The 13,952-nt window shown below is 69.8% G+C and carries 11 protein-coding genes; 4 read left to right on the top strand and 7 right to left on the bottom strand.

Features of this window, described 5'->3' with window-relative positions; all coding sequences use genetic code 11:
* Window positions 1-240: 240 nt before the first annotated feature.
* Window positions 241-852, bottom strand: a complete 612-nt coding sequence (locus tag OG966_RS08345) for a hypothetical protein (protein WP_326648806.1) — start codon at window positions 850-852, stop codon at window positions 241-243.
* Between the two features lie 190 nt (window positions 853-1,042).
* On the opposite strand from OG966_RS08345, the gene OG966_RS08340 reads away from it, so the two are divergent.
* Window positions 1,043-3,859 carry a penicillin acylase family protein gene (locus OG966_RS08340; RefSeq protein WP_326648805.1) on the top strand — a complete coding sequence of 939 codons (2,817 nt, stop codon included), beginning with the start codon at window positions 1,043-1,045 and terminating at the stop codon, window positions 3,857-3,859.
* 127 nt (window positions 3,860-3,986) lie between these two features.
* On the opposite strand, the gene OG966_RS08335 is transcribed toward OG966_RS08340, so the two are convergent.
* The gene (locus OG966_RS08335) at window positions 3,987-5,291 is read right to left on the bottom strand and encodes a serine-threonine protein kinase (RefSeq protein WP_406732604.1); all 1,305 of its coding nucleotides are present in this window, start codon (window positions 5,289-5,291) and stop codon (window positions 3,987-3,989) included.
* A gap of 145 nt (window positions 5,292-5,436) precedes the next feature.
* Window positions 5,437-6,699 (bottom strand): exo-beta-N-acetylmuramidase NamZ family protein, encoded by a 1,263-nt coding sequence (locus OG966_RS08330; RefSeq protein ID WP_326648804.1) that lies wholly within the window; start codon window positions 6,697-6,699, stop codon window positions 5,437-5,439.
* A gap of 198 nt (window positions 6,700-6,897) precedes the next feature.
* Between OG966_RS08330 and OG966_RS08325 the strand changes: the two genes are divergently transcribed.
* The 3 genes from OG966_RS08325 to OG966_RS08315 are packed head-to-tail and all read left to right on the top strand — an operon-like array spanning window position 6,898 to window position 9,943.
* On the top strand, window positions 6,898-7,662 hold the full coding sequence (locus OG966_RS08325; protein ID WP_326648803.1) for an SDR family oxidoreductase: 765 nt from the start codon (window positions 6,898-6,900) through the stop codon (window positions 7,660-7,662).
* On the top strand, window positions 7,659-9,311 hold the full coding sequence (locus OG966_RS08320) for a class I adenylate-forming enzyme family protein (RefSeq protein ID WP_326648802.1): 1,653 nt from the start codon (window positions 7,659-7,661) through the stop codon (window positions 9,309-9,311). The genes OG966_RS08325 and OG966_RS08320 overlap by 4 nt, the downstream gene beginning before the upstream one ends.
* 38 nt (window positions 9,312-9,349) lie before the next feature.
* Entirely contained in the window at window positions 9,350-9,943 is a 594-nt protein-coding gene (locus tag OG966_RS08315; protein WP_326648801.1) for a TetR/AcrR family transcriptional regulator, read from the top strand.
* 94 nt (window positions 9,944-10,037) lie between these two features.
* Here the strand turns inward: OG966_RS08315 and OG966_RS08310 are convergent, their stop codons facing one another.
* The 4 genes from OG966_RS08310 to OG966_RS08295 form a co-directional block, all read right to left on the bottom strand.
* On the bottom strand, window positions 10,038-11,252 hold the full coding sequence (locus OG966_RS08310) for an acyl-CoA dehydrogenase family protein (protein WP_326648800.1): 1,215 nt from the start codon (window positions 11,250-11,252) through the stop codon (window positions 10,038-10,040).
* An 8-nt stretch (window positions 11,253-11,260) separates the two neighbouring features.
* Window positions 11,261-12,283, bottom strand: a complete 1,023-nt coding sequence (locus OG966_RS08305) for a phosphotransferase family protein (protein WP_326648799.1) — start codon at window positions 12,281-12,283, stop codon at window positions 11,261-11,263.
* A 174-nt stretch (window positions 12,284-12,457) separates the two neighbouring features.
* Complete coding sequence (locus OG966_RS08300; RefSeq protein WP_326648798.1) at window positions 12,458-13,372, bottom strand: MBL fold metallo-hydrolase; 915 nt, start codon at window positions 13,370-13,372, stop codon at window positions 12,458-12,460.
* Window positions 13,373-13,458: 86 nt separating this feature from the next.
* Window positions 13,459-13,755, bottom strand: a complete 297-nt coding sequence (locus OG966_RS08295) for a hypothetical protein (RefSeq protein WP_326648797.1) — start codon at window positions 13,753-13,755, stop codon at window positions 13,459-13,461.
* Window positions 13,756-13,952: the final 197 nt, after the last annotated feature.

Here is a 13,952-nt window from a genome sequence, read left to right as displayed (position 1 = left end):
TATCGGCGATGTCCGGGGCGGCGCACGCCAGTTGGGCATGGGCCGCGGCACGCCGGCCGTCCGGCGGGAAGAGCGTGTCCGCCGGCCCGGTCCTCCGCAGTGCCGGTCACCGGCCGAACAGGGCGCGTCCGGGCAGACTTGGATGGTGCCTTCGGTGGTGCCGGCCGCCACTGACAAGGCCACCGTCACCGGGTCGGCTACGCGGGGGCGCAACGACGCCGTGGCCCGCCCCCGCGTGCCTCACGCCACCGACGCCAGTTCCCTGCGCCCGGCCCTCTTGGCCGCCGCCACGGCCTCGGACGTCAGAACGGGCTGCGGCACAACGATGCCGCAGCCCGTGCAGACCGGCCCGAACCACGGTTCACGGGCGAGGTCCTGCCGCCAGACGATGTTCGTTCCCTCGCACACCGGACAGGCCGCACCGGGATCGGTCTCCAGTGCGGAAATCAGCCGGCGCAGTACCTCACCGAGCGGCGCCGCCGGATGGGCGGCCGGGATGTCGCAGCGTGCGACCCCGTTCCCGCCCCAGGTCCGGCGGTGCCAGTCGTCGATGAATCCGGGTCGCCTCAGCCCGTCGTGCTTCTCGCGTTTCCGACGGTCGGCGAAACTCTCCTCGTACGCGAGCCAGACGGCCCGCGCCTCCTCCAACTCCTCGAGCGCGGCCACCAGCCGCGCCGGATCGGGAGCCCTGTCCTCGGGTTCGATTCTGTGCTTCCCGCACAGATGATCCCAGGTCGCCCGGTGCCCATAAGGGGCAAACCGCTCCAGGCACTTGCGCAGTGAATAGCGCCGAAGCGCCAGGTCACACCGTGGGTCGCGCACCTGTCTCGCGAGACTCCGGAAACCGGCCATCGCACTGCCACCTCCGTCGCTGGTACATCGGCGTCAAAGAGTGGACGTACGACTACCCCATCCGGCTCCATCGAAAATTCGATGGCGGCCATCAGCGGGACATCGCCTCGCCGTGTGGTGGTTCGGGAAAGGTGACGCATGTTCACCTTACTTGTGAGTCATACCGTCGGTAACCTCCGGAGGAGCATCCATGCGACGACGCACCGGAAGTCTCAGAACTGCCGTCACTGCCGCGGTGTTCGCGCTCGCCGCGGGGCTGATGGCCCCGCTGCCCCAGACCACGGCCGCGGCCGCGGCCCCCACCGCGTCCGCCGATGGCGACCTCTGCCGGAGCCAGTGCGCCGACATCCTGCCGCCCGGCGAGAACGGCAACGCCACCCTCGCCGACATCCTCGCCCATCGCGTCCTCGGCACCCGCCCGGCCCACAGCTCCGACCAACTCGGCCGCTACGACTCCCTGGTGGGCGGCTACGGCGGACTCACCGACACCAAGCTGACCGACTTCTTCAACGACTCCTCCTTCGGTGTCCCCGAAGGCCAGGCCGAGTCCGTCACCAAACCCCGCTCCGACGTCACGATCACCCGCGACAGGAAGACCGGCGTCCCGCACATCAAGGGCACCACCCGCTACGGCACCGAGTACGGCGCCGGATTCGCCGCCGGCCAGGACCGGCTGTGGATGATGGACCTCTTCCGGCACATCGGCCGGGGCGAACTCACCCCGTTCGCCGGTGGTGCGCTCGCCAACCAGGGCCTGGAGCAGCAGTTCTGGCCCTCCGCCCCGTACACCGAGGCCGACTACGAGGCGCAGACAGAGCGGATCCGCACCACCGAGGGCGCCCGTGGCGAGCAGGCCATGGCCGATGCCCAGGCCTACGTCGACGGCATCAACGCCTACCGGGTGCAGTCCAAGAACGGACGGTACTTCCCCGGCGAGTACGTCCTGACCGGCCATATCGACTCGATCACCAACGCCGGTGAGATCCAGCCCTTCAAACTCAGCGACCTCATCGCCATCGCCTCGGTGGTCGGCGGCCAGTTCGGCGGAGGCGGCGGCGGCGAGGTGCAGGCCGCTCTCTCCCTGCTCGCCGCGCAGCAGAAGTACGGCCTGGTGGAAGGCACCAGGGTCTGGGAGTCCTTCCGGCAGCGCGAGGATCCCGAGGCCGTGCTCACCGTCCATGACGGCACCAGTTTCCCGTACGCCAACAAGCCCGCGAACCCGCGCGGCACCGCACTGCCCGACGCCGGATCTCTCGTCCCCGAGCAGCTCGTCCACGACAGGACCGGCGCCGCGGGCACCGACGCCAAGTCCCCGCTGCGGGTCCCGGAGAACCTCAGGCCCGCGCAGGGCATGTACGACCACGGAGTTGTCGCGCCCGGTTCGATCGGCGGCGGGCGCGGGATGTCCAACGCGCTCGTCGTCTCCGGCAAGAACACCGCGAGCGGCAACCCGATCGCCGTCTTCGGCCCGCAAACCGGCTATTTCGCGCCACAGCTGATGATGCTCCAGGAGATACAGGGCCCCGGCATCTCCGCTCGCGGCGTCTCTTTCGCCGGCATCGGTATGTACGTTCAGATGGGCCGAGGCCAGGACTATGCCTGGTCCGCCACCTCCGCCGCCCAGGACATCACCGACAGCTATGCGGTCGAGCTGTGCGCACCCGGCGGCGGCACCCCGGGCAAGGACGCCGACCACTACCTCTACCGCGGCGTCTGCACCCCCATGGAGAAAATGGAGCGCCGCAATGCCTGGAAGCCGACGGTCGCCGACTCCACCGCCGCCGGCTCCTACCGCATGCAGGTCTGGCGGACCAAGTACGGCATGGTCACCCACCGCGCCACGGTGGGCGGCAGGCCCGTCGCGTACACCTCGCTGCGCACCACCTACCGCCACGAGGCCGACTCGATCATCGGCTTCCAGATGCTCAACGACCCGTCGTACGTGACGGACGCCACGTCCTTCCAGCAGGCCGCCCACCACATCGACTACGCCTTCAACTGGTTCTACGCCGACTCGCGCACCGCCGCCTATTTCAACAGCGGCATGAACCCGGTACGGGCGGCCGACGTCGACCCGGCGCTGCCGGTCAGGGCGGAGCAGTCGTACGAGTGGCAGGGCTTCGACCCGGCGGCCAACACCGCCTCGTACACGCCCTTCGCCCAGCACCCCCGGTCCATCGGCCAGGACTACTACATCTCCTGGAACAACCGGCAGGCCAAGGGGTACGCCACCGCGGCCTTCGGCTTCGGCGCCGTGCACCGTGGCGATCTGCTCGACGACCGGGTGGCGAAACTGGTCGCGGACGGCCGGGTGACCCGCGCCTCGCTCACCCGGGCCATGGCGGAGGCGGCCGTCGCCGATCTGCGCGGCGAGCAGCTGCTGCCCGAGCTGCTGAAGGTGCTGCGCTCCCAGCCCGTGACAGACCCCCAACTGAACGCGGCGATCCAGCAGTTGGACTCCTGGAGCGCGGCAGGCTCGCAGCGCAGGGAGACGGCGCCAGGCTCGCACAGCTACACCCATGCCGACGCGGTGCGCATCATGGACGCCTGGTGGCCGCTCTTGATCGAGGCCGAGTTCAAACCGGGGCTCGGCGACGGTCTCTACCAGGCTCTGGCCGGGAACCTCGCGATCGACGAGTCCCCGTCGGCCGGCCACGGCGCGACCGGCGCGCACAGCGGCTCCGCCTTCCAGTACGGCTGGTGGGCCTTCGCCGACAAGGATCTGCGTCAGGTACTGGGCGAGCCGGTCCAGGGCCCGCTGGCGAAGACGTACTGCGGCAACGGTGACCTCGCCGCCTGCCGCGACGCACTCCTCGCCACGCTGAAGCAGGCCACGGCCAAGCCGGCGACCGAGGTCTACCCCGCCGACGGCAGCTGCGGCGCGGGCAACCAGTGGTGCACGGACTCGATCATCCACCGTGCGCTGGGCGGCATCACCCACCCGGGGGTCAACTGGCAGAACCGGCCGACGTACCAGCAGGTCGTGGAGTTCCCGACGCACCGGTGACCACATATCGCCGACCGCTCGCCGGAGACACTCATCGCTGACGGTCGGCCGGTCGGCCGGTGACCGGTTCGGCCGGTGTCGGCCGGTCGATGACAACTGCTGTGTTTCGCACGGGCGTTGAGGCCACTCAGCGCCCGATGCGGCCGGCGGCCACCACCACCCGCGCCAGCTCCTCATGGCAGATGTCGCTGTGCGCGCCCGCCGGCGGCCCGCCGCGCCGCACCACCGGCGCCGTGTCCACACTGACGCAGCCCGAGCCCGGAATACCGTCGCGGAGCGCCTGCTCGAGTGTTATCCGCGATGTCTGCCCGACGGCCTGTATCCCGTCGTGTCCCATCGCCCACCACCGCTTGTCCAGCCCGACCGCGCTCGCATCGTCCCCGGCGAGGCTCGAAGCCAGCGGATAGATCACCCCGAGCGCGCTGTCGTGCCGCGAATAGCAGGCGACCACGGGACCGTCGACCCGGTGCTCCATGCTGCGCAGAGCCCCGCCGCTGTGCGGGGAGTGCGGCAGGCTCGGCGCGAACGCGTAGTGAGAGAAAGCTCCCTGAAGGAGCGTCAGTGACTTCACGTTCCTTACGCCGTCGGGCAGTCCGCGCAGCGCGAAGGAAACCAGCCGTGCCCCCTGGCTGTGTCCGACCAGATGGACGCGTACATCGGGGGAGGACCGGGCGAGCTGCCCGAGCAGCGGGCCGAGGCCCAGCTCGCCGACGGTCCCGGCGCGCCGCTTCATCGCGTAGTACGTCGTCTGCCTCAGCAGCTCCTTCGCGCCCTTCCACACCTTCTTCAATCCGCCGCCGAGCGAGAAGGACCGAGCGGCGGACTGCTCCGTCATGGCCCCGGTCTCCTCCAGTGCCAGCGTGAACTTCCGGCACATCGTGAGCGCGTCCTCGTACAGGACTGCCGGCGGGCCCTGCTCGTCCTGCGGCAGATCGTCCGTGAAGCCGGACTCGAGCCCACCTGCCGGCACTTCGGCCAACTGCCGTGCCAGTACGCCGAACTCCGCGAACGCGGTCTCCGACTCGGGCTGCTCGTCCAGGAGCCGGGCCAGCCGTTCCACCGTCGCCCGGTGTCCGGGGAACAGCTCGATCAGGGCGTCCTGTGTCGCCTCGTCCAGCCCCGGTTCCGTCGACGGGCCGAAGACGGACGGCTTGAAGTCGGGTACCGGCTCGTCCGTGAACTTCATCGACGGCCACACGACACCCGCGTATCCGAGCCGCACGCCGGGCGATGCCGCCAGCAGCCCGGGAAACGGCGCGAAGAAGGCCGAGTACAACTGGGCCGCAACCGATGGCGAGTTGTTCCAGCCGTGCGCGAACATCACCAGATCGGTGACATCCAGCTTTGCCAGCCGGTCGCGCTGCCGCGCATCGACATCACCGTCCTTGTCGAAGGTGATGTCCCGGTACGGCTCCACACTCATATCCGGCATGACCGGCCCTCCCCGCTTTTGTCACCTGATGACACAGCATCCTGCGGGAAGGGAGGGACGGCCATACCCGCGACATATGTCGGCCGCGGTCGGTCGAAGACAGTCAGAGCCGATCAGAGCCGGTCGTACGGTGGCCCGGGCCCCGTCAGTACCGCAGATACCTCTTCCGTACGGCCCGGAACGCGGCCAGCTCGCTCTGCCATGCCCCGACCACCTCGTCGGTCCCGGCGCCCGCGTCGATCATCGTGCGTACCTTCGCCGAGCCCGTCAGCTTGTCGATCCAGTTGTCCGGGCGCCAGGCGAAACCGCTCCAGGTCCGCTTCGCCGTCACCAGCAGCGCGATCCCCGTGCGGACCGGGTCGTACGACTTCCGGTCGTGGATGTGGAGTTGGACCCCGCCGATCGTCCTGCCCTGGAACTTGGAGAAGGTCGGAGCGAAGTACGCCTCGCGAAAGCGGACGCCCGGCAGCCGGAGCGCGTTCGCGGCCTCCGCCCACTTGCGGTCGATGCCCTCCGCGCCCAGCAGCTCGAACGGCCGTGTCGTCCCGCGCCCCTCCGACAGATTCGTGCCCTCGAAAAGACAGGTCCCCGAGTAGACGAGCGCGGTGTCCGGCGTCGGCATATTGGGGCTCGGCGGCACCCACGGCAGGCCCGTCCCGTCGAAGAAGTCCGAGCGACGCCAGCCCGACATCCGCACCGTCTCCAACTCCACCGGCTTGGTCAGGAACTCACCGTTGAACAGTTCCGCCAGCTCGGTCACGGTCATGCCGTGTGCCTGGGAGATCGGCTCGCGGCCCACGAAGGTCGCGAACGCCTTGTCGAGCACGGGTCCGAGGGCGGCCCTGCCCGTCACCGGGTTCGGCCGGTCGAGCACCACGAAGCGCTTGCCCGCCAGCGCCGCCGCCTGCATGCAGTCGTAGAGCGTCCAGATGTACGTGTAGAAACGGGCGCCGGCGTCCTGGATGTCGAAGACCACCGTCTCCACGCCCGACGCGGTGAAGATGTCGGCGAGCGGCTGCCCGCTCTTGAGGTAGGTGTCGTACACGGGCAGCCCGGTCGCCGGGTCGTTGTAGCGGCCCTCGGAACCGCCTGCCTGCGCGGTACCGCGGAAGCCGTGTTCGGGACCGAAGACGGCGACGATGTTCACCCGGTCGTCGGCATGCATGACGTCCACGATGTGGCGTACGTCCCGGGTGATCCCGGTGGGGTTGGTGACCACCCCGACCCGCTGTCCGGACAGCCGTGCGTATCCGTCGGCGGCCAGCCGGTCGAAACCGGTACGTACCCGGCCGCCGTCGCCGGACCGCGCGACGGACGCCCCCGGCCGCGCCGCGGCCGAACCGGATGTCGCCGCCAGCGCGCCCGCCGCGCCTCCGGCGGCCAGCAAACCTCGTCTGGACAGGCTCATCGGGCTACCTCCGTGACCGTCGTCTGTCATGGCCACGCACGCTAGCGCGCACACCGGCCTCGGGGAACGACCCCGTCTCCAGGTTCGCATCCGGCCTTCCGGTCCATCGGCCGCTCCCCTTACGGTCCGCCCCTTCCCTCGCGACATACCGACTGGTTAGTCTGCGGTGATGGTCGGCACGCAGAGAGGCGGAGCTTGATGGGTACGGTGCACGGCGCTGGAGTTGTGGTTACGGGCGCGGGCGGCGGCATCGGCGCCGCACTCGCCCGCCGGTTCGCGGCGGAGGGCGCCCGCGTCGTGGTCAACGACCTCGATCCCACAAGGACCAAGGCGATCGCCGACGAGATCGGCGCGACCGCGGTCCCCGGTGACGCCTCGGAGATCGTGGAAGCGGCCCGCGACGCGCTGGGAGGCACCGTCGACGTCTACTGCGCCAACGCCGGCCTTGCCTCGCCCGGCGACGCCTTCGCCGGCGAAGAGGTCTGGGCAGCCGCCTGGGACGTCAATCTCATGGCGCACGTCCGCGCGGCCCGCACCCTGCTGCCCCACTGGCTGGAGCGGGGGAGCGGCCGCTTCGTCTCCACCGTCTCCGCCGCCGGGCTGCTCACCATGGTCGGCGCGGCCCCGTACAGCGTCACGAAGCACGGCGCGTACGCCTTCGCCGAGTGGCTCTCGCTCACCTACCGCCACCGCGGCATCAAGGTTCACGCGATCTGCCCCCAGGGCGTGCGTACGGACATGCTGACGGCGGCCGGATCGGCGGGCGAGCTTGTCCTCGCGCCGACCGCGATCGAGCCCGAGGACGTCGCCGACGCGCTCTTCGAGGGCATCGAGGCCGACCGCTTCCTGATCCTGCCGCACCCCGAGGTCGCCGAGTACTACCAGGCACGTGCCGCCACGCCCGAACGCTGGCTGACCGGTATGAACCACCTTCAGCAGAAGTGGGAAGGGACGGCCCGGTGACCTCGATCTACGCCGCCAAGCCGTGGCTCTCCCAGCTCACCGACGTCCAGCGCGCCGACATCACCCCGCCGGCGACCGTGGTGCACTCCTTCCGCGCCGCCGTCGACCGGGCCCCCGAGCACACCGCCCTCGCCTACTTCGACGGACGGCTCAGCTACCGCGAGACCGACGCGCTCTCCGACTCCGTCGCGGGCCATCTCGCCGCGCGCGGTGTCCGGCGCGGCGACCGTGTCGCGATCATGCTGCAGAACTCCCCGCACTTCGTGATCGCGCTGCTCGGTGCCTGGAAGGCCGGCGCCACCGTCGTCCCGCTCAACCCGATGTACAAGTCGGCCGAGGTGTCGCACGTACTGAGCGACGCCGACGTCACCGCGCTGATCTGCTCGGACCGTGCCTGGGAGACCTATCTGCGCGCGAGCGCCGCCGCCTCGTCCGTACGTATCGCGCTCACCGCCTGCGAACTCGATCTGCAGACCCGGAACGACGCCCGCGTCCTCGGCTTCGAGCGGCTGCCGCAGCCGGTGGACGCCGACGATCTGGTGAGCGTGGCCCGCGCCGGGCACACTGCTCCGGTGGACCGTGAACTCGCCACCGCCGACGTGGCGTTGATCAGCTACACCTCGGGCACCAGTGGCACTCCCAAGGGTGCCATGAACCTCCACGGCGGCATCACCTACAACGCCGAACGCCAGCGCACCGGCCACCCTCTGCCCGAAGGTGCCTGCTACTTCGCGCTCGCGCCCCTGTTCCACATCACCGGCATGGTCTGCCAGCTCGCCGCCTGTATCGCCAACGCCGGCACCCTTGCTCTCGCCTACCGCTTCGAGGCGGGCGTTGTCCTCGACGCCTTCGCGGAGCACCGTCCCGCCTACACCGTGGGACCCTCCACCGCCTTCATGGCGCTCGCCGCACAGCCCACCGCCACCCGCGAGCACTTCGACTCCTTTCAGGTGATCTCCTCGGGCGGCGCCCCGGTGCCGCCCGCGCTGGTCGAGAGGTTCCGCGCCGGCTTCGGCCCGTACGTCCGCAACGGCTACGGCCTCACCGAGTGCACAGCACCCTGCGCCTCCGTGCCGCCGGAGAAGGAGGCCCCGGTCGACCCGGCCTCCGGCACCCTCTCCGTCGGCGTGCCGGGGCCGGACACGCTCGTGCGGATCATCGACGAGACGGGCGAGGAGGTGCCCTTCGGCGAGCCGGGTGAGATCGCGGTCAGCGGTCCCCAGGTCGTGCCCGGCTACTGGAAGCTGCCGGACGCCACCGCCGAGGCGTTCCCGGACGGCGAGCTGCGCACCGGAGACATCGGCTTCATGGACGCGGACGGCTGGCTCTATGTCGTCGACCGCAAGAAGGACATGATCAACGCTTCCGGTTTCAAGGTCTGGCCGCGCGAGGTCGAGGACGTCCTTTACACCCACCCGGCGGTGCGCGAGGCGGCCGTTGTCGGCGTCCCCGACGACTACCGTGGGGAAACGGTCAAGGCATACATCAGCCTGCGCCCCGGAGTCGACGTGGAACCGGCTGAAATCTCCGCGTACTGCGCGGAGCGGCTGGCCGCGTACAAGTACCCGCGGGTGGTGGAGATCCTGCCGGAACTGCCCAAAACGACAAGTGGGAAGATCCTCCGGCGCGAACTGCGTTTCAACAAGTAAGTTACTCAGTGGTACTGAACGAGAGGTGGGTGGCGGCAATGGCCAGGACGACGGACGGGGACGGCGCCCCTGTCCCGCAGAGGCTGCTGGCCGCCGCCACCCGGCTCTTCGCCGAGCGCGGCTACGACCGCACCTCCGTGCAGGAGATCGTCGAGGCGGCCGGCGTCACCAAGGGGGCGCTCTACCACTACTTCGGCTCCAAGGAAGACCTGCTCCAGGAGGTCTACGCGCGAGTGCTCCGGATCCAGCAGGAGCGGCTCGACGCCTACGCGAACGCCGATGAGCCGGTGGAGCGGCGGCTGCGCGGCGCCGCGGCCGATGTGGTCGTGACCACGATCGACAACCTCGACGACGCGGCGATCTTCTTCCGGTCCATGCACCATCTGAGCCCGGAGAAGCACAAGCAGGTACGTGCCGAGCGCCGCCGCTATCACGAGCGGTTTCGCGCGCTGGTCGAGGAGGGCCAGCGGAGCGGGGTGTTCTCCTCGGCCACCCCCGCCGACCTGGTGGTGGACTACCACTTCGGCTCGGTCCATCATCTGTCCACCTGGTACAGCCCGGACGGCCCGCTCACTCCGCAGCAGGTCGCCGACCACCTCGCGGACATGCTGCTGCGCGCGCTGCGCCCGTAGTCGTCGTCGTGTCCTCAGTCAGCCGGGCGGGCCTGGAATCAGGTCCGCCCGGCTGACTGAGGACCGGCATCCGGGGCGGAGCCCCGGCGAATGCCTACATGTACTGCTTCAGCTCACGCCGCGCCAGCGAGCGCTGGTGCACCTCGTCCGGGCCGTCCGCCAGCTTCAACGTCCGTGCCGCGGCCCAGAGTTCGGCCAGCGGGAAGTCCTGGCTCACGCCGCCGGCGCCATGCACCTGGACCGCCTTGTCGAGGATTTCCACGACCGCGCGCGGGGTGGCGATCTTGATGGCCTGGATCTCCGTGTGCGCACCGCGGTTGCCGACCGTGTCCATCAGCCAGGCGGTCTTCAGCACCAGGAGACGCAGCTGCTCGACCGTCACCCGGGCGTCCGCGATCCAGTTCTGCACGACGCCCTGCTGGGCGATCGCCTTGCCGAAGGCCTCACGCGATACGGCCCGCCGGCACATCAGCTCGATGGCCCGCTCGGCCATGCCGATCAGCCGCATGCAGTGGTGGATACGGCCCGGGCCGAGGCGCGCCTGGGCGATGGCGAAGCCGCCGCCCTCCTCGCCGATGAGGTTCGAGGCGGGCACCCGGACATTGTTGAAGACGATCTCGGCGTGGCCGCCGTGCGAGTGGTCCTCGTAGCCGTACACCTGCATGGCGCGCCGGACTTCGAGACCGGGCGCGTCGCGCGGAACCAGGATCATCGACTGCTGGCGGCGGATGTCGTCGCCGTCCGGGTCGGTCTTGCCCATCACGATGAAGATCTTGCAGTCGGGGTTCATCGCCCCGGAGATGTACCACTTGCGGCCGTTGATGACGTAGTCGTCACCGTCGCGCTCGATCCGCGTCTGGATGTTCGTCGCGTCGGACGAGGCGACCTCGGGCTCGGTCATCGCGAACGCCGACCGGATCTCACCGGCGAGCAGTGGCTCCAGCCACTGCTTCTTCTGGTCGTCGGTGGCGAACTGCGCGAGCACCTCCATGTTCCCGGTGTCCGGAGCGGCACAGTTCAGCGCCGTCGGGGCCAGGTGCGGGCTGCGACCGGTGATTTCGGCGAGCGGCGCGTACTGCAGGTTGGTCAGTCCGGCGCCGTGCTCGGCATCGGGCAGGAAGAGGTTCCACAGGCCCTGCTTGCGCGCCTCGGCCTTCAGCTCCTCCACGATCGCCGGGGTGTCCCACGGCGAGGCCAGCTGCCGGCGCTGCTCGTGCTCGATCGCCTCGGCCGGGTAGACGTGCTCGTCCATGAAGGCGAGCAGCCGGGCACGCAGCTCCTCGGTGCGCGCGTCGAATGCGAAGTCCATGGGTGTACTCAGCCTTCCTGGAGGGTGGTGCGGCCGTGCTCGATGAAGACGGGGACGAGATCGCCGATCCGGTCGAAGCCGGCGCCGACGGTCTGGCCGAGGGTGTAGCGGTAGTGGATGCCCTCGAGGATCACGGCGAGCTTGAACCAGGCGAAGGCCGTGTACCAGGGGATGGCGGAGGTGTCGCGGCCGGAGCGGGCGGCGTACCGCTCGATGAGCTCGGCAGCGTCCGGATGGCCCGGCGCTCCCGCGGTCGTGCTGATCGGAGAGTCGGGCAGCTCCAGCCTGGCGCTGTACATCACCAGCAGACCGAGGTCGGTCAGCGGATCGCCGAGGGTCGACATCTCCCAGTCCAGCACCGCCTTGATCCGGTCGTCCTCGCCGACCAGGACGTTGTCCAGCCGGTAGTCGCCGTGGATGACGGTGGCTGTGGGGGAGGTGGGCAGCGAGCCGCCGAGTGCGGCGTGCAGCTCGTCGATGCCGGCGAGTTCGCGGTTGCGGGAGGCGTCCAACTGCTTGCCCCACCGCCGCAGCTGTCGGTCGAGGAAGCCCTCGGGCCGGCCGAAGTCGCCCAGACCCACCGACTCGGGGTTCACGGCATGCAGTTCCACGAGGGTGTCGACCAGGCCGAGCACGGTGTCCCGGGTGCGCTGGGGTCCGATCGGTGCCAGTTCCTCGGCCGTACGGTACGGAGTGCCGTCCACGAACTCCATGACATAGAACGGCGACCCGATCACCGCCTCGTCCTCGCACAGCAGTACAGGCTCAGGCACCGGCACGGCGGTCGGGTGCAGCGCGCTGATCACCCGGTGCTCACGCTTCATGTCGTGCGCGGTGGCCAGCACATGCCCGAGCGGCGGCCTGCGGACGACCCAGCGGCCGGTTCCGTCGGTCACGGAGTACGTGAGGTTGGAGCGGCCGCCCTGGATCAGCCGGGCGCTGAGCGGTCCGCTCACCAGACCCGGCCGCTCGCGGTCGAGATAACCGCGCAGCTGCTCGGGATCGAGGCCTGGCGGGGGGACTGAGCTCATGGTTGGCACCTCCGGGGGCGCATAGGAACGGATCCGGTTCATGATGACCGACCAGTCGGTATGTCGTCCAGTGCACGGCGGAACCCGGGTGCGGATCACACCGCGGCGGATCACCTTCAGGTGTGTCCGTGACGTACCGGAACCGGGTCGCTGTCGGGCAGGCGGCGGGACCGCTCAGGCGTGGCAGGCCACCGGCACGCCGCCGTTCATCGCCGCCATATCGCCGAAGACCAGCACGGGATCCAGTGGCGAGCCCTCCGGCTGCCCGTCCAGCTCCGCGTACGCCCGGTGCAGATTCGCCACCAGGCGCTCGCTCTCCCGCAGATCGGCGAAGGCCCCGAGATCCGCCTCACGTGCCGTCTCCAGCGGAGTGCGCCCCTTGGCGCGTCCCTCCTGGGCCAGCTCGGCGACGTACCGCAGATAGCGCTCCGTCGCGTCGTAGGCCGACGGGTCGGTGACCGGACCGTGGCCGGGGACGACCGTCGTCGCATCGAGCGAGCGCAGCACGTCCAGCGCCCGCAGGGACCCGCTCAGCGAGCCCATCGGGATGAAGGGCGTGCCGCCCTGGAAGATCAAATCCCCGGTGAAGACCACCTCTTGCCGCGGCAGATGCACGATGGTGTCGCCGAGGGTGTGCGCGACGCCGCCGGGGTGGATCAGCCGCACCTCGATGTCACCGACATGGACGGTGAGCCGGTCGTTGTACGTCACGGTGGGCGCGGTGATCGTGATGTCGCCGAAGTCGGTCCGCGGCCACATCAGATGGAGCTGATGGCCTGCCGACAACTGCTCGCTGCGGCACAGGTCGTGCCCGATCACCACGGCTCGCGGAGTGAAGACCGCGTTGCCGTAGGTGTGATCGCCGTGGTGATGCGTATTGACGATGGTGCGGGGCAGCGGGACGCCGCTCGCCAGGACCGCCTCACGCAGCGCTCGCGCCCGCCGTTCCGTGGCGGCGGTGTCGATGAGGAGGGTCGACTCCCCGTCGCTGACGAACCCCGCGTTGTTCAGGCACCAGCCGCCGTCCGGCTGGACATAGGCGTGCACTTCCGGGGCGAGCCGGACGGTGTACGGATCCGTTGCAGACAACTGAACTCCCCCGAGTCAAGGCCGAACCGAGCGGTAACAGACTGCCAGTTGGCCGGGGCTCGGGGGAAGGCGGGAGCCGGCCGTGCTCAGTGGTCGTCCCAGTGGCCGTCATGCTGGGCGTGCCGGTGTCCGTCGTGGGCGTAGTCCATATGGTCGCCGTGCTCCACGGCGGGGTGCCCGCAGCCCGGGCCGTGATCGTGCGCATGGCCGCTGTGCGAGACATGCTCGCCCGGCTCGCACTCGTCCCAGTGCCCGGAGTGCGCCCGGTGGAGATGGCCGTCGTGCGCGTAATCCACGTGATCGCCGTGCGGAACCTCGGTATGCCCGCAGGCCGGACCGTGCGTGTGCTCATGCGTGGGATGTTCGTGGTGGAGAACGGTCATGACGCTCACCTTTGATGTGATTCGTGGCGTTCTGTCGCTCTTCAGGCTATCCGTCGGGACTCTCTGCGTCCGTGTCCCGGCCCCGTGCCGCGCCCGGGAAAACAGGATGACCGCGCATCACCGCGCAGGGGCGCGCCGACCGGCCCGGGGCGCTCGTACAGACCCGGCTTGCGCAAGCGCCGACCGCAGCTGAGGGT

Origin of the sequence: Streptomyces sp. NBC_01750, assembly GCF_035918095.1 — a bacterium.
In the GTDB taxonomy this organism is placed as follows: Bacteria; Actinomycetota; Actinomycetes; order Streptomycetales; family Streptomycetaceae; genus Streptomyces.
The sequence above is the reverse complement of the archived record's forward strand: the minus strand, read 5'-3'. Positions and strand labels throughout refer to the sequence as shown.